The organism is Halalkalibacter nanhaiisediminis, assembly GCF_007830185.1.
Lineage (GTDB): Bacteria > Bacillota > Bacilli > Bacillales > Bacillaceae_D > Halalkalibacter > Halalkalibacter nanhaiisediminis.
In genome coordinates, this window is sequence record NZ_VLKZ01000001.1 from 165,667 (window position 1) to 183,718 (window position 18,052).

The 18,052-nt window shown below is 42.4% G+C and carries 15 protein-coding genes; 14 read left to right on the forward strand and 1 reads right to left on the reverse strand.

Features of this window, described 5'->3' with window-relative positions; all coding sequences use genetic code 11:
* The first annotated feature begins 162 nt into the window (after positions 1-162).
* The 7 genes from speE to IQ10_RS00820 all read left to right on the forward strand — a co-directional run bounded on the left by speE (position 163) and on the right by IQ10_RS00820 (position 5,848).
* Positions 163-990, forward strand: coding sequence for a spermidine synthase (gene speE, locus IQ10_RS00790; RefSeq protein ID WP_144448576.1), 828 nt, complete (start codon positions 163-165; stop codon positions 988-990).
* A 13-nt stretch (positions 991-1,003) separates the two neighbouring features.
* Positions 1,004-1,876, forward strand: a complete 873-nt coding sequence (gene speB, locus IQ10_RS00795; protein ID WP_144448577.1) for an agmatinase — start codon at positions 1,004-1,006, stop codon at positions 1,874-1,876.
* Positions 1,877-2,041: 165 nt separating this feature from the next.
* The gene (locus IQ10_RS00800) at positions 2,042-2,485 is read left to right on the forward strand and encodes a YwiB family protein (RefSeq protein WP_144448578.1); all 444 of its coding nucleotides are present in this window, start codon (positions 2,042-2,044) and stop codon (positions 2,483-2,485) included.
* Positions 2,482-4,152 (forward strand): arginine--tRNA ligase, encoded by a 1,671-nt coding sequence (gene argS, locus IQ10_RS00805; RefSeq protein WP_144448579.1) that lies wholly within the window; start codon positions 2,482-2,484, stop codon positions 4,150-4,152. The genes IQ10_RS00800 and argS overlap by 4 nt, the downstream gene beginning before the upstream one ends.
* 75 nt (positions 4,153-4,227) lie before the next feature.
* Positions 4,228-4,710 (forward strand): DUF456 domain-containing protein, encoded by a 483-nt coding sequence (locus IQ10_RS00810; RefSeq protein WP_144448580.1) that lies wholly within the window; start codon positions 4,228-4,230, stop codon positions 4,708-4,710.
* 128 nt (positions 4,711-4,838) lie between these two features.
* Positions 4,839-5,009: a XapX domain-containing protein gene (locus tag IQ10_RS00815; protein ID WP_144448581.1), complete on the forward strand. Its 171-nt coding sequence runs from the start codon at positions 4,839-4,841 to the stop codon at positions 5,007-5,009.
* A 65-nt stretch (positions 5,010-5,074) separates the two neighbouring features.
* Positions 5,075-5,848 (forward strand): alpha/beta fold hydrolase, encoded by a 774-nt coding sequence (locus IQ10_RS00820; RefSeq protein ID WP_144448582.1) that lies wholly within the window; start codon positions 5,075-5,077, stop codon positions 5,846-5,848.
* Between the two features lie 24 nt (positions 5,849-5,872).
* Here the strand turns inward: IQ10_RS00820 and cls are convergent, their stop codons facing one another.
* The gene (cls, locus tag IQ10_RS00825; protein ID WP_144448583.1) at positions 5,873-7,069 is read right to left on the reverse strand and encodes a cardiolipin synthase; all 1,197 of its coding nucleotides are present in this window, start codon (positions 7,067-7,069) and stop codon (positions 5,873-5,875) included.
* Between the two features lie 213 nt (positions 7,070-7,282).
* Here cls and IQ10_RS00830 point away from each other — a divergent pair, with 213 nt between their 5' ends.
* The 7 genes from IQ10_RS00830 (at position 7,283) to icmF (ending at position 17,976) form a co-directional block, all read left to right on the forward strand.
* A complete protein-coding gene (locus tag IQ10_RS00830) occupies positions 7,283-9,385 on the forward strand; it encodes a heterodisulfide reductase-related iron-sulfur binding cluster (RefSeq protein ID WP_144448584.1) in 2,103 nt (700 codons plus the stop codon).
* A 169-nt stretch (positions 9,386-9,554) separates the two neighbouring features.
* Positions 9,555-10,733 carry an acetyl-CoA C-acetyltransferase gene (locus IQ10_RS00835; protein WP_144448585.1) on the forward strand — a complete coding sequence of 393 codons (1,179 nt, stop codon included), beginning with the start codon at positions 9,555-9,557 and terminating at the stop codon, positions 10,731-10,733.
* 36 nt (positions 10,734-10,769) lie between these two features.
* On the forward strand, positions 10,770-11,624 hold the full coding sequence (locus IQ10_RS00840) for a 3-hydroxybutyryl-CoA dehydrogenase (protein WP_144448586.1): 855 nt from the start codon (positions 10,770-10,772) through the stop codon (positions 11,622-11,624).
* A 69-nt stretch (positions 11,625-11,693) separates the two neighbouring features.
* Positions 11,694-12,836 (forward strand): acyl-CoA dehydrogenase, encoded by a 1,143-nt coding sequence (locus tag IQ10_RS00845; RefSeq protein ID WP_144448587.1) that lies wholly within the window; start codon positions 11,694-11,696, stop codon positions 12,834-12,836.
* Positions 12,837-12,850: 14 nt separating this feature from the next.
* Complete coding sequence (locus IQ10_RS00850) at positions 12,851-13,993, forward strand: acyl-CoA dehydrogenase (protein WP_144448588.1); 1,143 nt, start codon at positions 12,851-12,853, stop codon at positions 13,991-13,993.
* A 102-nt stretch (positions 13,994-14,095) separates the two neighbouring features.
* The gene (locus IQ10_RS00855) at positions 14,096-14,695 is read left to right on the forward strand and encodes a TetR/AcrR family transcriptional regulator (protein ID WP_144448928.1); all 600 of its coding nucleotides are present in this window, start codon (positions 14,096-14,098) and stop codon (positions 14,693-14,695) included.
* A 17-nt stretch (positions 14,696-14,712) separates the two neighbouring features.
* Positions 14,713-17,976, forward strand: a complete 3,264-nt coding sequence (icmF, locus tag IQ10_RS00860) for a fused isobutyryl-CoA mutase/GTPase IcmF (RefSeq protein WP_144448589.1) — start codon at positions 14,713-14,715, stop codon at positions 17,974-17,976.
* Positions 17,977-18,052 lie beyond the last annotated feature (76 nt).

Consider the following 18,052-nt stretch of genomic DNA (forward strand, 5'->3'; position numbering starts at 1 on the left):
TTAAACATAAACGGGAGTAGATGTTGGATAATTTTTGCTTGCTTTTTTGGTCTATTCCTTTATACTTTCATTTGTTATGTTGAATGTAAGCTAATAATATGAAGAAAAATAGAAGACCCTAACTCTATATCCAAATTGAGTTTGAACATAGAGGTGAATGAAGTGGAATTATGGTTTACCGAAAAACAAACAGAACGTTTTGGCATTACAGCCAAAATTAAGCGTACGTTACATAGCGAAAAGACAGATTTCCAACAGCTTGATGTCATTGAAACGGAAGAGTTTGGCAACATGCTCGTGTTAGATGGCATGGTTATGACAACAGAGAAGGATGAGTTTGTTTATCACGAAATGGTGGCACATGTTCCTTTATTCACACACCCTAATCCTAAGCATGTTTTAGTCGTTGGTGGCGGAGATGGAGGGGTCATTCGTGAAGTACTAAAGCATCCATCAGTTGAAAAAGCAACGCTCGTAGAAATTGGTGGTAAAGTCATTGAGTACTCGAAAACGTATCTTCCGTCGATTGCAGGAGCATTAGATGATGAGCGTGTCGATGTACAGATTGATGATGGTTTTATGCATATTGCACAGGCAAAAGACGCATATGATGTCATCATGGTTGACTCAACAGAGCCAGTTGGTCCAGCAGTGAAGTTATTTGAAAAAGGGTTTTATGAAGGGATTGCTAAGGCGTTGAAGGAAGACGGGATTTTCGTTGCTCAAACGGACAACCCTTGGTTCCATAGCGAATTAGTGACAAAAGTATACATGGATGTGAAGGAGATTTTCCCCATTACACGCCTTTATACAGCGAATATTCCAACATATCCAAGTGGTCTTTGGACGTTCACAATCGGTTCTAAGAAGCACGATCCACTCGAAGTTGAAGAGAGCCGTTTTCATGATATAGAAACAAAATATTATACAAAAGATCTTCATAAGGCAGCCTTCGCATTACCTAAATTCGTTGGCGACTTAGTGAAATAAGGAGAGATAGCAATTGCGTTTTGATGAGGCCTATTCAGGAAAAGTATTTATTATGAGCAATCCAAGCTATGAAGAAAGCAAGGCTGTTATTTACGGAATGCCAATGGACTGGACGGTGTCGTTCCGCCCAGGCTCACGCTTTGGTCCTGCACGTATTCGTGAAGCATCACTTGGACTTGAAGAGTATAGCCCTTATATGGACAAGCATTTAGAAGAGGTAAACTACTTTGACGCTGGCGATATTCCCCTTCCTTTTGGGAATGCAGCCCGTAGCCTTGATATGGTAGAAGAGTATGTTGATAAATTGCTTGCAGATGGTAAATTTCCTCTAGGACTTGGCGGTGAGCATCTGTTGTCATGGCCAATTTTTAAAGCGATGTACAGGAAGTATCCAGATATGGCCATTATTCATATGGATGCTCATGCTGACTTACGTGAGCAATATGAGGGAGAACCTCTTTCTCATTCAACGCCAATTCGCAAAGCATGTGGATTAATCGGGCCAGAAAATGTCTATTCATTTGGGATTCGTTCAGGCATGCGCGAAGAGTTTCAATATGCAAAAGAATCAGGCATGCATATGTCAAAGTTTGAAGTTGCGCGTCCATTGAAGGAAATCCTTCCTTCACTTGCTGGACGTAATGTCTATGTCACCATTGATATTGACGTTCTTGACCCAGCTCATGCCCCTGGCACAGGAACAGCAGAAGCAGGAGGAATTACGTCAAAAGAATTGCTTGAAGCCATTGGAGCAATTGCAAAGTCAGATGTGAACGTCATAGGTGCTGACCTTGTTGAAGTCGCACCTGCTTATGATCCAACGGAACAAACACAAATCGCGGCAAGTAAGTTTATTCGTGAAATGCTTCTTGGCTGGGTGAAATAACGATCCGACGCAGATGAGTGACCTAAGGATGGTTGCTCGTCTTTTTTTATAAAAATATTGATTAACTAAGAAAGGCATACAGTTGTGTGTTGAAAAGTTATATAACCTTCTTGCAACTGCTTGCCAAACTCGCTAAACTTGAACAATAGAAAGGTGTGCGAGAGCATGGAAAAAGCGATAAAACGTGCCATTAAAATGCGTTTTCAAACGAAAATAGCGCATGGTGATCATACAGAGTCTTATGAATTCACAACAAGAGGCGAACTTTATCATAAAGGGAATAACGATTACCTACGATTTGAGGAGTCGCTTTCTGAAACCGATACGGTACAAACAACGATGAAGTGGAATGGCCGCGAGTTGATGTTGATTCGTCAGGGCGTGATTTTAATGCGTCAAGCGTTTGTTTCTGGTGAAAAGACGGTTGGACGTTATGTCACACCAGAAGCTTCGTGGGAAACAACAGCGACAACAGATAAAGTCTTTGTCCAGTGGCCTTCAGGCAAACAAAAAGGGAGTATTCAATTGTCCTATCAATTTGCCTTACAGGGACAAGATACAGGAGTGCATCAAGTACGGTTGACATTAGAGGAGGATACAACAAAATGAACAGTGTAGAACAAATAAAGCAGCAGCTTAAAGATGAAATTGCTGCTGCTGTAATAGAAGCAGGTCTTGCAACAGAGGAGCAGATTCCAGAGGTTGTGTTGGAAACACCTAAAGAAAAAACACACGGTGATTATGCGACAAATATGGCGATGCAGCTAGCAAGAGTAGCAAAAAAAGCGCCGCGTACCATTGCAGAAGAACTAGTCGCTAAGTTAAATCATGAACGTGCGTCAATTGAAAAAGTAGAAATTGCTGGACCTGGCTTCATTAACTTCTTTATGGATAACTCGTATTTACGTGAGATCGTTCCGACTGTTTTAAAAGCGGGCGATACATACGGCGAAACAAATGTTGGAGCAGGCAAACGTATTCAAGTTGAGTTTGTTTCTGCTAACCCAACAGGGACGCTTCACTTAGGTCATGCCCGTGGTGCAGCTGTTGGTGATTCTCTTTGTAATGTCTTAGCGAAAGCTGGCTTTGAGGTTGAGCGTGAATATTACATCAATGATGCAGGTAATCAAATTAACAATCTGACGCTTTCACTTGAAGCTCGTTACTATCAAGCACTTGGTCTTGAAAAAGAAATGCCTGAGAGCGGCTATCATGGTCAAGATATTATTGGCTTTGGAAAGCAGCTTGCTGATGAGTACGGCGATAAGTATGTTCACGTATCAGAGGAAGAGCGCCATGCGTTCTTGCGCCAATATGGATTAGAAAAAGAGCTTGATAAGATCAAGGTGGATTTAAAAGAATTCCGTGTCGAGTTCAATAACTGGTTCTCAGAAACGTCTTTATACGAAACAGATAAAGTAACAGAGACATTAAAGGTATTGAAGGAAAAAGGCGAAATATATGAGGAAGACGGAGCAACGTGGTTCCGTTCGACAACATATGGTGATGATAAGGATCGTGTTTTAATCAAAAATGATGGAAGCTATACGTACTTAACACCAGATATCGCTTATCACCAAGACAAGATGAAGCGTGGCTTTGAAAAGCTGATCAACATTTGGGGAGCTGACCATCACGGCTATATCCCTCGTATGAGAGCGGCGATTCAGGCACTTGGTTATGCCCCTGAGCAGCTTGAAGTACAAATTATTCAAATGGTTAGCTTGTACCAAGGCGGGGAAAAGGTGAAGATGAGTAAGCGTACAGGGAAAGCTGTTACGTTGCGCGATCTAATGGAAGAAGTAGGAATTGATGCGACTCGTTATTTCTTTGCAATGCGCAGCCCAGATACGCAGCTTGATTTTGATATGGATTTAGCAGTGTCGAAATCAAATGAAAATCCAGTTTACTATGTTCAGTATGCCCATGCGCGTATTTGTAGCATGCTTCGTCAAGGTGAAGAGCAAGGCTTTAGCTTTGATGAGTCAACAGACCTCAAGAGCCTTGCTTCTGAAAAGGCATATGAGCTGTTAAAAACGGTTGGAGATTTCCCACTTGTTGTTGCAGAAGCAGCCGAGAAGCAAATGCCGCATCGTATTACAAACTATGCTCATGAGCTAGCTTCAACGCTTCATAGCTTCTACAATGCAGAACGTGTCATTGATCCAGAAGCTAGCCAAGAAACGAGTGCACGTCTTGCGTTAATGAAAGCGACACAAATCACAATCAAAAATGCACTTGCTCTTGTTGGAGTGAATGCACCAGAAAAAATGTAATCAACGAAGCTCTCCCCATGCTATGTGTAGGGGGAGAGCTTTTGTGTGAAAATAAGAAAATGAGGTGACAAGATCATGGAAATTATTTTTTGGATTCTCATTATAGCTCTATTTATTTTGAGCTTTGTTGGGTTGATTTTTCCGATTGTTCCGTCTGTACTCGTATTATGGGGTGGATTTCTTCTGTATCAATTTGGGATCGACGGTGAGCCCCTTTCGATTTGGTTCTGGATCGGTGCGGGTGTCTTAACGATTTTGATGATTGCCGCTGATTTGATAGCGAGTCAGTTTTTTGTGAAAAAATACGGCGGTTCAAAATGGGGAGAGAGGATGGCAGCCATTGGTGTCATCATCGGTTCATTTGTCTATCCACCATTTGGTGTCATTCTTGTGCCGTTTCTTCTCGTCTTTGTCACAGAGCTAATGTCAGCGAAAAATGCGAGGCATGCCTTTATGGTTGCGATTGCGTCTTTGTTTGCCTTCCTAAGCAGTACCTTTGCTAAGTTCGTTGTGCAGTTGTTGCTAATTGTTTGGTTTGTTATTGAAGTTATTGTTTAATCGATTAATGTTGGCATTTCTCGTTTCATCGATAAACCCTCCAATTTGCCCGATACAAGTTGTTTCGCTTAATCAAGGAATAAAGCCAACGTTTTCAGACATCATAAGAATAGAAAGAAGGGATATTGATGCAAGAAATCATCCTTGCCCTAATTGCGGGACTGGCTGTTGGATTTGTTTTTGCGCTTATTAAGCTGCCGATCCCTGCCCCACCAGCACTCTCAGGTATTATGGGTATTGTCGGCATTTTTCTAGGCTACAAGCTGTTTCAATGGGTTATGCCATTTTTTCAGTCATAGGGGTTGAGAAGTCCTTGTAAGCTAGTGTATCCCCACTGATCTTTAAGAGGAAGGGGACGAGTGATTTGCCGTATTTTCAGTATGGAGATGTGAATCTTTATTACGAGGTACATGGAGAAGGTATGCCGATTGTTTTTTGTCATCCTCCTGTGATGGGCCATCTGACGTTTCGGTTTCAACGTCCATTAGCAAAGAGTTATCAGCTCATTTTTGTTGATTTACTGGACAGTGGACGCACAACAAGAGTACATCCCGTGTCCTCTGTCACCGATCTTATGGAGATGGTCCATGCCCTTGTTGTCGATTTGAAATTAGGACCTGTGATTTTATGCGGGTATTCAAATGGAGGAGCAATTCCTCAAGAGTTTGCTTTGCAGTACCCTGATCAAACAGCAGGAGTCATTCTAATTGGAGGCTTTCCAGAGGTATCGACCTTTTTACTGAAAAAAGAGTTTGAACTAGGTATATGGGCTGCTAGAAAACAGCTATTGAATCTATTTTCTTTGATGCTACCAGCGGCTCATTTCAATTCACATACATGTCGTCGTGACATGGCGAATTTTATTAAACAAGCAGATGGACCAACATTACAGCGGATTTATGAAGCCGGAATGAAATACGTATCAACAGATCGACTTCAGCATATAACGGCACCTCTGCTCTTGATTTATGGTGCGCGTGATCTCTACATGCGCTCATACTTGCTTCCGTATTGCCAAAAAGTAAAGGACATCGACATTGCTTTTGTGAGCAATGTTGCTCATCAAGTACCAACAAAACGACCAGATGAATGCAATCAAATTATTGATAGCTGGATCAAACGAAAGAGCCTTGCTTAAAATTGCGAGGCTCTTTTAATGTTGCTATAACAATCCTGACACAAGAGTGGCAAATTTTTCTCTCATTCTGTCGATAAGAGATCTTGATCTTAAAGCCTCGATCGTTAGACGTTCTGAAATGGCGATATCGTGTTGAAGTTCTTTTAAGACGGTTTGAACGATTTCTGTATCATAGATAAGACAATTGATTTCATGATTAATGTGGAAACTACGTTTGTCAAAATTAGCTGTACCAACATCACACATTTGCTCATCAATGACGATCGACTTCGCATGAAAGAAGCCGCGATAATATTGATAGACATTAACCCCGGCCTCCACTAAGGGTAAAAGGTAAGGAAAGGCCGCCTCCTTTACAAGAGGATGGTCAGCTTTTTTCGGAAGAATAAGGCTAACATCAACGCCTCTTTTTGCAGCATAAATCAGCTCCTGCTGCAACAGTTCACCCGGGATGAAATAGGGTGTACCGATTACAATGGTTGCTTTTGCCTGTTTCACTAAATCAATAAAGGTGTCCTCAAGATAAACGCCATCTGTAGGCAGAATTCGTAGGGGATGTGGTCCTTTTACTAATGGTGGATAGTGTGACTCTTCTTTTACATCCACCTGTTTTGCTGTCTGCCAGTCCTGCAAAAATTGTTCCTGTAAATCTTGAACGCCATCTCCTTTTATTCGAAGGTGAAAATCACGCCAAAAACCGAATGTTGAATCCCTTCCTAAATACTCATCACCAATATTATAGCCACCAATATAGCCAATACGGCCATCAGCAATCGCGATTTTGCGATGGTTTCTTCGATTTAGTGTGAAAAACAGAAAAGGGAAGTTGGGAGGGTGAGAATAGGCAAATTGAATCCCTGCTTGTTTCATTTGTTTTAGTTGTTTTTTTGAGATGTGGCAGCCAAAACGGTCAACTAGAATGCGAACAACAACTCCCTCTCTTGATTTTCCTTCTAAGATGCTAATGAGCTTACTGCCGATATGATCACTACGGAAAATATAAAAAAGAAGATGAATATGATCAGTGGCTTGCTGCATATCTTGAAGTAGATACTGAAAAAATTCTTCTCCAGTTGGAAGTAATTCAATTTCCCCGTAGCGTGTCTTTTGCTCATGCTTCGTCGCTTCTTGCCGTTGCTTATTCCGTCCGAGCACAAAATCAATCCGCAACCATACAATAATAGTAATAATGATAAGAATAGAAAGGATGAATCCATGCATAATTTAACCTTCTTTCTAAACAAGTCCTAATCATAGCATTACCCAAATGGAGAAAAATTTTTAAAAAAATTTCCGACTGAATGCTCATTCATTAAAATATATGCTATAATGACGTTATAAAATTTGTTATTTTCTAAACATTCAATTTGACTATCCGTTACTTTAGCAAAATGCTGACAGAAAAGCTTGGGCGGATGAAAGGGGACGTTATTTGTGGAAGCGTTAACATGGATCAATTGGCTTGCGTTTCTTCTTGTAACTGGCTATGCAGTGTATTTGTTCGTTACGCTAGTCAGAACAAGGTATGAATACATTAAGCTCGGTAAAAAAGCTGAGTTTAATCATACGATGAAGGAACGCCTTGATGCGGTTTGGATCAATGTGTTTGGACAGAAGAAACTCCTTAAGGATAAGAAAAGTGGGATCATCCATCTTATGTTCTTCTATGGATTTTTGATGGTTCAACTCGGGGCAATCGATTTGATTTGGAAAGGGCTTGCGATTGGCTCGCACTTACCATTAGGCCCGCTTTATCCGTACTTTACCTTTTTCCAAGAAATCGTCGTAATCATGATTTTAGTGGCGGTTGTGTGGGCTTTCTATCGTCGTTACATTGAGAAGCTTGTCCGTCTGAAGCGGGGCTGGAAATCAGGGCTTGTCCTCATTTTCATTGGTGGTTTGATGACATCAAAGCTGATTGCAAAAGGAATGGAGATTATTTGGCTTGGAAAACCACTTAGTGGCTTTGAACCGATTGCCTCAGGTATTGCAGCTGTCTTTAGCTTCGTATCACCTGCAGTGGCAGGCAGCCTATTCTTTGTCTTCTGGTGGATGCATTTATTATTCTTACTCACTTTCCTTGTTTATGTGCCTCAATCAAAGCATGCCCATTTAATTGCGGGTCCAATTAATGTCTTTCTTGGTCGTACGCACAAGGTTGGACGCCTTTCATCGATCAACTTTGAAGATGAAAGCCAAGAAGTATTCGGTGTTAATAAGATTGAAGATTTTAATCAAAAGCAATTAGTTGATTTGTATGCCTGTGTGGAGTGCGGGCGCTGTACGAACATGTGTCCAGCAACCAGCACAGGAAAGATGCTCTCACCAATGGATCTGATTGTGAAAATGCGTGATCACTTAACAGAAAAAGGCGCAGCTGTAACGTCAAAATCAGCATGGCTACCTGCATTTGCTTTTTCGAATACAAAAGCAAACCAACTAGCGATGGCGGGTGCTGGTGGATCCGAAGCGGCAGCTGGCTATGATGTAAGCTTAATTGGTGACGTCATTACAGAGGAAGAAATTTGGGCCTGTACAACGTGCCGTAACTGTGAAGATCAATGCCCAGTCATGAATGAGCACGTTGATAAAATTATCGATTTGCGTCGTTATCTCGTGCTAACAGAAGGAAAGATGGATGCTGATGCGCAGCGTGCGATGACAAACATCGAACGTCAAGGCAATCCTTGGGGTATTAGCCGTAAGGAGCGTGAAAACTGGCGCGAGGGACGTGAGGATATTCACGTACCAACAGTCAAAGAGATGGAAAAAGCAGGCGAGGAATTTGAATATCTTTTCTTTGCTGGTTCAATGGGTTCATATGATAAGCGTAGTCAAAAGATTGCCCAATCGTTTGCGAAAGTGCTAAATGAAGCAGGTGTTTCATTTGCGATCATTGGGAACAAAGAAAAGAATTCTGGTGATACACCACGCAGACTCGGAAACGAATTTCTTTTCCAAGAGCTTGCGACAGCCAATATTGAATTATTCCAAAAGCATGGTGTCAAGAAAATCGTGACGATTGATCCGCATGCCTACAATACGTTTAAAAATGAGTACCCTGAATTCGGTCTTGAAGATGTGGAAGTCTATCACCATACCGAATTGCTAGCGAAGCTGATAGCAGAAGGCCGTATTAAGCCGAAATATGAAGTAAATGAAACGATTGTTTATCATGACTCCTGTTATCTTGGTCGTTACAACGAGGTTTACGAGCCGCCGCGTGAAATCTTAAAAGCAATTCCAGGCGTAAAGCTAACCGAAATGGAGCGCAACAGAGAAAACGGAATGTGCTGTGGTGCTGGTGGAGGCATGATGTGGATGGAAGAAGATGCTGGTCAACGTGTCAATGTTGCTCGGACAGAACAGGCTCTTGAAGTCAAGCCATCTATGATCGGAAGTGGATGTCCTTACTGCCTAACCATGCTTAGTGATGGGACGAAGGCGAAAGAAGTCGAGGAAGACGTTCAAACGTTAGACATTGTAGAAATTTTAGAAAAATCACTTTTTAAGAAGGAGAATGAGCTCGTTCACTAGAATAAATTAAAGTAAGGGCTTTCAAAGACTTCTATACTAGCTAAATAAAAACAATATGGAAGATAAAACTATCTCGTCCTGCTTTGTCATAAAGCAGGATAGATGTTTGTTCTAATTCCGAGCGAGCGTTCGGTCGGTATTAGTAAAATTTTTAAAAGGAGAGATTCGTATGAAGACGGTTATTGTCAGTGGAGCTAGAACGCCTTTTGCTAAGTTCGGTGGGGCCTTAAGTAGCTTGAGTGCTGCAAAGCTTGGCGGAATTGCGATTAGAGAGACATTAGCACGAGCGAATTGGTCTGGAAAACAAGTTGATGAGCTCATCATTGGAAATGTTCTTCAAGCTGGGCAAGGTCAAATTCCGTCTCGTCAAGCAGCACATGCAGCGGGCTTACCTTGGACTGTTCAAACGGAAACGATCAATAAAGTATGTGCATCAGGCATGAGAAGTGTCACGATGGCTGATCAGTTGATTCGTTTAGGAGACGCGAACGTTGTTGTGGCTGGTGGAATGGAATCCATGAGTAATGCGCCTTACTATCTTCCAAAAGCGCGCTGGGGAGCGAGAATGGGTCATTCGGAAATGATTGACGGAATGGTGTACGATGGCTTGACGTGCTCATTTGAAAATGTCCATATGGGCACGTATGGAAATGGTGTGGCGCAGGAGCTTAAGCTATCTCGCAAGGCGCAGGATGAGTGGGCATATCGCAGTCAAATGCGTGCTGCAAAAGCAATAGAATCAGGTACATTTGCTGACGAAATCGTCGCCGTCTCCATTCCGCAACGTAAAGGAGATGCTGTACTCGTTCGTGAAGATGAGGCGCCGCGCAAAGATACGTCGCTTGAATCACTGGCAAAACTGAAACCGGCTTTTGATAAGGATGGAACGATCACAGCTGGAAATGCGCCAGGGGTAAACGACGGTGCAGCAGCCCTTTTGCTTATGTCCGAGGAAAAGGCTAAGCAAGAAGGACTCTCGCCACTGGCAACAATTATCGCTCATACGGCTCTTGCCACAAAGCCTGAAGATTTTCCAAAGACTCCAGGCCTTGTGATTAATCAACTCTTAGATAAAACAAACCTTAAAGCATCAGACATTGATCTTTTTGAAATTAATGAAGCGTTTGCGGCAGTCGCGCTTGCTAGCAGGCAACTTGCTGATCTTGATCCAGAAAAAATCAATGTGAATGGTGGGGCGGTTGCTCTCGGTCATCCAATTGGAGCAAGTGGAACGCGGATTATTTTAACACTTGCTTATGAATTAAAAAGACGAGGCGGCGGCTTAGGTATTGCCTCCATTTGCAGTGGTGGTGGGCAAGGGGATGCTATTTTAATCGAAGTAAAGTAAGGTTTTAAAATGAAAAACACTGAAAGGGAGAGAAGGATGGAGATAAAAAAAGTAATGGTCATTGGTGCAGGACAAATGGGGTCAGGGATTGCACAAGTGCATGCTATGGCAGGTCTTGATGTTGTCTTGCATGACTTAAAGTCCGAATTTGTAGAACGTGGAATGTCAACAATGACAAAGAACCTTCTACGCCAAGTTGAAAAGGGTCGAATAAGTGAAGCAGATAAGGAAAGTATTCTTAGCCGTATAAGCACATCAACAGATTTAACAAATGCAAGTGATGTCGATGTCGTCATTGAAGCGGCAGTTGAAAATATGGACATTAAAACAGCTTTGTTTGCTGAGCTTGATCAAATTGCGCCAGCTCATGCCATCCTAGCTACGAATACGTCCTCTCTTCCGATTACAGAAATTGCAGCAGCGACCAAGCGTCCAGAGCAAGTGATCGGCATGCACTTTATGAATCCAGTTCCAGTAATGAAGCTGGTTGAAATTATTCGCGGGCTTGCGACAAGCGAAAAAGTGTATCAAGCGATTAAAGATCTTAGCCTGAAGCTTGAAAAAACACCTGTTGAAGTCAATGATTTCCCAGGATTCGTGTCCAATCGAATTTTAATGCCGATGATTAATGAAGCGATTTATACCGTGTTTGAAGGTGTTGCGTCACCAGAAGCGGTAGATGAAGTGATGAAGCTTGGGATGAATCATCCGATGGGGCCATTGACTTTGGCTGACTTCATTGGTCTTGATACGTGCCTTTATATTATGGAGACGTTACATGAAGGCTTTGGAGATGATAAATACCGTCCGTGTCCATTGCTTCGTAAATATGTTAAAGCTGGCTGGCTTGGGAAAAAATCAGGACGTGGCTTCTATACGTACGAAGCATAGGTAACGCACATACGTAAGGGAATGTATCATATAGGACATCAAGATGGACTTCAAAGGAGGGTGAAAGGGATGAACTTGCAGTTTACAGACGAGCAGGAAATGATGCGTAAAATGGTCAGAGCTTTTGCGGAAGAACAAATCACACCATTTATTGAAGAGATGGAAGAGAATGAAACATTTCCACGAGAGATTATCAATAAGATGAGTGAGCTTGGCTTAATGGGTATCCCGATCCCAGAACAATATGGTGGTTCCGAGATGGATTTCACCTCCTATATTATTGCGATTCATGAGTTGTCGAAGGTAAGTGCGACGGTTGGAGTTATTTTATCCGTTCATACATCGGTTGGTACAAATCCGATTCTTTATTTTGGTACAGAGGAACAGAAACAAAAATACGTACCACAACTGGCAACAGGTAAATATTTAGGGGCTTTTGGCTTAACAGAGCCTGGTGCGGGGTCAGATGCCGCAGGATTGAGGACAACGGCTGTCAAAGAAGGTGATGTCTACCGACTAAACGGTTCGAAGGTCTTCATCACAAATGGCGGTGAGGCAGATACGTATATTGTCTTTGCTTCAACTGATCCAAGTAAAGGCTCAAAAGGCATTTCCGCTTTCATTGTAGAAAAAGATACGCCTGGCTTTCATGTAGGAAAAAAAGAAAAGAAAATGGGGCTACATGGCTCCAATACGACCGAGCTTGTGTTTTTTGATGCACTTGTGCCTGCTAGTAACCTTTTAGGTCAAGAAGGAGAAGGATTTAAGATTGCGATGTCTAACCTCGATTATGGTCGCATCGGGATTGCGGCGCAGTCACTTGGAATTGCTGAGGCGGCATTAGAAGCGGCTGTCGCTTATGCGAAAGAACGCAAGCAGTTTGGAAGGGCAATTGGTCAGCAGCAGGGTCTTGGCTTCAAGCTAGCTGATATGGCGACAAAGGTGGAAGCGGCTAAGCTACTCACATATCGAGCGGCCAGTCTAAAAGATAATGGCATACGCTGTGGTCATGAAGCGTCGATGGCTAAGCTATTTGCTTCGAGAACAGCTGTTGAGGTCGCTATTGAAGCTGTTCAAGTATTTGGTGGCTATGGTTATACGAAGGAGTATCCTGTTGAGCGTTTTTTCCGAGATGCAAAAGTGTGTGAAATCTATGAAGGAACGAGTGAGATTCAAAGACTTGTCATTAGTAAGCAACTATTAGCAGATTAAGAGGAGGATTTAGCATGAATTTTCTACTAACAGAAGAACAAGAAATGATTCGAAAAATGGTCCGTGATTTTGCGAAGAAGGAAGTCGAACCAACGGCAGCTGAACGTGATGAGGAGGAGCGTTTTGACCGTGAAATTTTTGATAAGATGGCGGAGCTAGGGTTAACAGGGATTCCGTGGCCAGAGGAATATGGTGGTATCGGTGCAGATTATATGAGCTATGTCATTGCCGTTGAAGAATTATCGCGTGTCTGTGCATCAGTAGGGGTAACGTTATCTGCGCATACATCTCTTGCTGGTTGGCCAATTTATAAGTTTGGTACGGAGGAGCAGAAGCAGACGTATTTACGTGCGCTTGCAGAAGGAACGAAAATCGGTGCATACGGCTTAACAGAGCCGGGTTCTGGTTCGGATGCGGCTGCGATGAAAACGACAGCTGTATTAGATGGTGACGATTATGTCATTAATGGATCAAAAATTTTCATCACAAACGGTGGTATTGCTGACATTTATGTCGTTTTTGCGGTTACAGAGCCTGAGTTACGTCACAAAGGGGTAACAGCATTCATCGTCGACGGAGATGCACCAGGCTTTTCTGTCGGCAAGAAGGAGAAAAAGCTAGGGATTCGCTCGTCTCCGACAACGGAGATCATTTTTGAGGATTGCCGAGTACCGAAAGAAAATATGCTTGGTCGTTTAGGAGAAGGCTTTAAAATTGCGATGATGACATTAGACGGGGGCCGTAATGGAATCGCTGCTCAAGCAGTCGGTATTGCTCAAGGTGCTCTTGACGCATCTGTTGAATACGCAAAAGCACGTAAGCAGTTCGGTAAATCGATTGGTGCTCAACAAGGAATTGCCTTTAAGCTGGCAGATATGGCGACGAAAATTGAGGCAAGTCGTTTGTTAACGTATCAAGCTGCTTGGAAGGAAAGTGAAGGGCTCTCCTACGGAAAGGAATCAGCGATGTCGAAGCTATTTGCTGGTGATACAGCGATGGAAGTGACGACAGAAGCCGTTCAAGTCTTTGGTGGCTATGGCTACACGAAGGAATACCCAGTTGAACGCTTTATGCGTGATGCGAAAATTACACAAATTTACGAAGGAACAAATGAAATCCAGCGCTTAGTTATTTCAAAGATGTTGCTGGCTGACTAACTACTCGTCATTATGGAACGTTGCTTAGAAGTTTAGTATGCTTATAGCAACAATGATACTAATGAAAGTAGGTTGGCTAAAGTGAAGAAATCAGTCCCATCAATGGTAAAAGATCCACAGCTTGTGAAAAAGCGCAGAGAACAAATGATTAAAGGTGCCGTTCGTTTGTTTACAGAGAAAGGCTTTCACCGGACAACAACGAGGGAAATCGCCAAGGAGTCTGGTTTTAGCATCGGTACACTCTATGAATATATTGGTTCAAAGGAAGATATCCTCTACCTCGTTTGTGATGCGATTTATGATGAAGTCAGTGATCGTCTAACGCAGCAGCTTCATACGAATAGTAAAGGCATTGAGCGCTTGAAATTAGCGATTGCAGCGTATTTTCAAGTCGTTAATGATATGCAGGATGAGGTACTTGTTATGTATCAGGAAGCAAAATCTTTGCCAAAAGAGGCGCTTCCTTATGTGCTGCAAAAAGAACTCGAAATGACAGAAATGATTGAGAAAGTTATTCGAGATTGTGTGGCAGAGGGTGTTTTTCAGTTGAGTGAACCAGAAATTAAATTAACTGCCCATAACATTCTTGTCCAAGGACATATGTGGACATTTCGTCGCTGGTCGATTCAAAAGCTTTTTACGCTTGAAGAGTACACAACGCTTCAAATTGAACAAGTGCTTGCAAGTATTAGATCGTCCTAATTAAAGGAGGAAATAGTATGGGGGAAACAAAAGTCTATCGTCCACAGCATCATGTTCGCTTTGTCACAGCATCGAGCTTATTTGATGGTCATGATGCGTCTATTAATATTATGAGAAGAATTTTACAGGCGAGTGGGGCTGAGGTTATTCACCTCGGTCACAACCGTTCTGTTAATGAAATTGTAAACGCTGCCATTCAAGAGGATGTACAAGGTATTGCGATTTCTTCTTATCAAGGCGGGCATGTTGAATTTTTTAAATATTGCTACGATTTATTGCAAGAAAAAGGAGCAGGGCATATTCGTATTTATGGTGGAGGCGGAGGAGTGATTACACCTCCAGAAATTCGTGAGCTGCATGAGTACGGGATTGCGCGGATTTTTTCACCAGAAGATGGCCGTAAAAATGGTCTGCAAGGTATGATTGATCAAATGCTTGAAGAATGTGATTTCCCAACCGTTGATCAGATCAATGAAGAAATTGAGCAATTGAAGGAGAAAAATACGCGAGCTGTGGCACGTTGTATGACGCTTGCCGAGCAATATGCTGATATGCAAAAGGAATCAGCGGCAACTCTTGAAGCGACATTAACGCAATTGCGTGAAATGGCGACAGACGTACCTGTTCTTGGGATAACGGGAACAGGGGGAGCTGGGAAAAGCTCTTTAACAGATGAACTTGTTCGTCGTTTTCTTTTTGAGTTTAAGGATAAAACAATTGCGATTCTCTCGATTGATCCAACGAAGCAAAAGACGGGAGGGGCATTGCTTGGAGACCGTATTCGGATGAATGCGATTCATGATAGCCGTGTCTTCATGCGGAGTCTGGCAACGCGCGGGTCTCGGACAGAAATTTCTGCTAGTATTCGTGATGCCATTGCGGTCGCCAAAGCAGCAGGCTATGATCTCATCATTGTGGAAACGAGTGGTATTGGTCAAGGGGATGCTGAAATTGCGGACATATCGGATGTTTCCCTCTATGTTATGACAAGTGAGTACGGAGCACCATCACAGCTTGAGAAAATTGATATGATTGATTTTGCTGATGTGGTCGCAATTAATAAATTTGATCGAAAAGGTTCAGAAGATGCTTTGAGACATGTGCGTAAGCAATATCAGCGCAGTCGCAATCGCTTCGAAGAGCCAACTGAAGCGATGCCTGTATATGGAACGATCGCGAGTCAGTTCAATGATCTTGGAACAAACACATTGTTTGCTGCTTTAATTGAAGTGATCGCAAAAAAATGCAAGAAGGACTGGCAAACCACAATCGAAACGAGTCCAGAGGTTATAAAACAAAATATCATCATTCCACCTGAACAAACACAATATTTGCGAGACATTGTCTTAACGGTTCGCAATTACAAGCGTTTAACAGAGGAACAAGTTGACGTTGCACGGAAGCTCTTTCAAATTACGGGAACAATTGAGGCGATAGAGCAGCACGGTATGGCGACAGCTGAATTGATCGAACAGCTTGAGCAAACAAAGCAAATGTATAAGCAGAAGCTTCATCCAGCTTGCATAGCCATTTTAGACAATTGGCCAACACTTAAGGAAGCGTATAAGGGTGATACGCATGTCACAAAAGTGCGAGATAAGGAAATTGTGACAGAGCTTACGACAGAGAGCTTGTCAGGCTTGAAAATTCCGAAAATATCATTGCCGAAGTTCGAGGACTGGGGTGAAATTTTACGTTGGTCTATGGAAGAAAATGTTCCTGGTTCATTTCCATATACGGCAGGTGTTTTCTCGTTTAAACGAACAGGAGAAGATCCGAAGCGTCAATTTGCAGGTGAAGGAACGCCAGAGCGAACGAATCGTCGTTTTCATTATCTCTCAAAGGATGATACGGCAAAGCGTTTAAGTACAGCCTTTGATTCCGTAACATTATACGGAGAAGATCCTGATTATCGCCCGGATATTTACGGAAAGGTAGGAGAGAGCGGCGTTAGTATTTGTACACTAGATGATATGAGAAAGCTCTATGCTGGTTTTGATCTATGCGCTCCTTCCACATCCGTTTCGATGACGATTAACGGACCAGCTCCAATTATTCTAGCCATGTTCATGAACACAGCGATTGAACAACAGGTAGAACGTTTTGAATTAGAAAAAGGACGTCAATCAACGGCAACAGAATATGCCGACATTCGTGCCATGACGCTTTCAACGGTAAGAGGGACTGTTCAAGCAGATATTTTAAAAGAGGATCAAGGCCAGAATACATGTATTTTCTCTACGGAATTTGCATTGCGAATGATGGGAGATATTCAAGAATATTTTATCAACCATCATGTTCGTAATTATTACTCCGTCTCCATCTCTGGTTATCATATTGCTGAAGCTGGAGCGAATCCGATTTCGCAGCTAGCCTTTACACTGGCAAACGGGTTTACGTATGTTGAGTACTATCTCAGTCGAGGAATGGACATTAACAAATTTGCACCGAATCTCTCATTCTTCTTCAGCAACGGACTCGACCCAGAATATACGGTGATTGGCCGTGTTGCTCGCCGCATTTGGGCAACGGTGATGAAGCATAAGTATCAAGCAAATGAGCGAAGTCAAAAGCTAAAGTATCATGTTCAGACATCTGGTCGCTCCTTGCATGCTCAGGAAATTGACTTTAATGATATTCGCACAACGTTGCAAGCATTAATGGCACTCTCTGATAACTGTAACTCCTTGCATACGAATGCATTTGATGAAGCGATCACAACCCCAACAGAGCAATCTGTTCGTCGAGCAATGGCGATTCAAATGATTATTACAAAGGAGCTTGGTCTAGCGAAGAATGAAAACTCCTTACAAGGTTCATTCATTATCGAAGAGCTGACTAACTTAGTAGAAGAGGCTGTTTTAACGGAGCTGGAGCGGATTAATGATCGCGGTGGTGTGTTAGGTGCAATGGAAACACAGTATCAACGCAGCAAGATTCAAGAAGAGTCCATGTACTATGAAATGAAAAAACATACGGGTGAACTACCGATTATTGGTGTGAATACGTATATGAATCCAAACCAAGAAGAGGAAGAAGACTTCAACATGGAGCTTGCACGGGCAACGAAGGAAGAGAAGGAGCAGCAAATTGCTAACCTTAAAGCATTCCAAAAGAGTCATGCAGATGAGTCGGAAAAAGCGCTGAAACGTTTGCAAGAAATCGCAACGACAGGCGGTAATATTTTTGAAGAATTAATGGAAACCGTGAAAGTCGCTAGCCTTGGTCAGATTACGGCCTCGCTCTATCAAGTTGGTGGTCAATATAGAAGGAATATGTAGGAAAAAAAGTAGTCTTTTAGAGACTGCTTTTTTCTTTAATATGTATTTTCTGATATATATCGCTATTGTATAATGA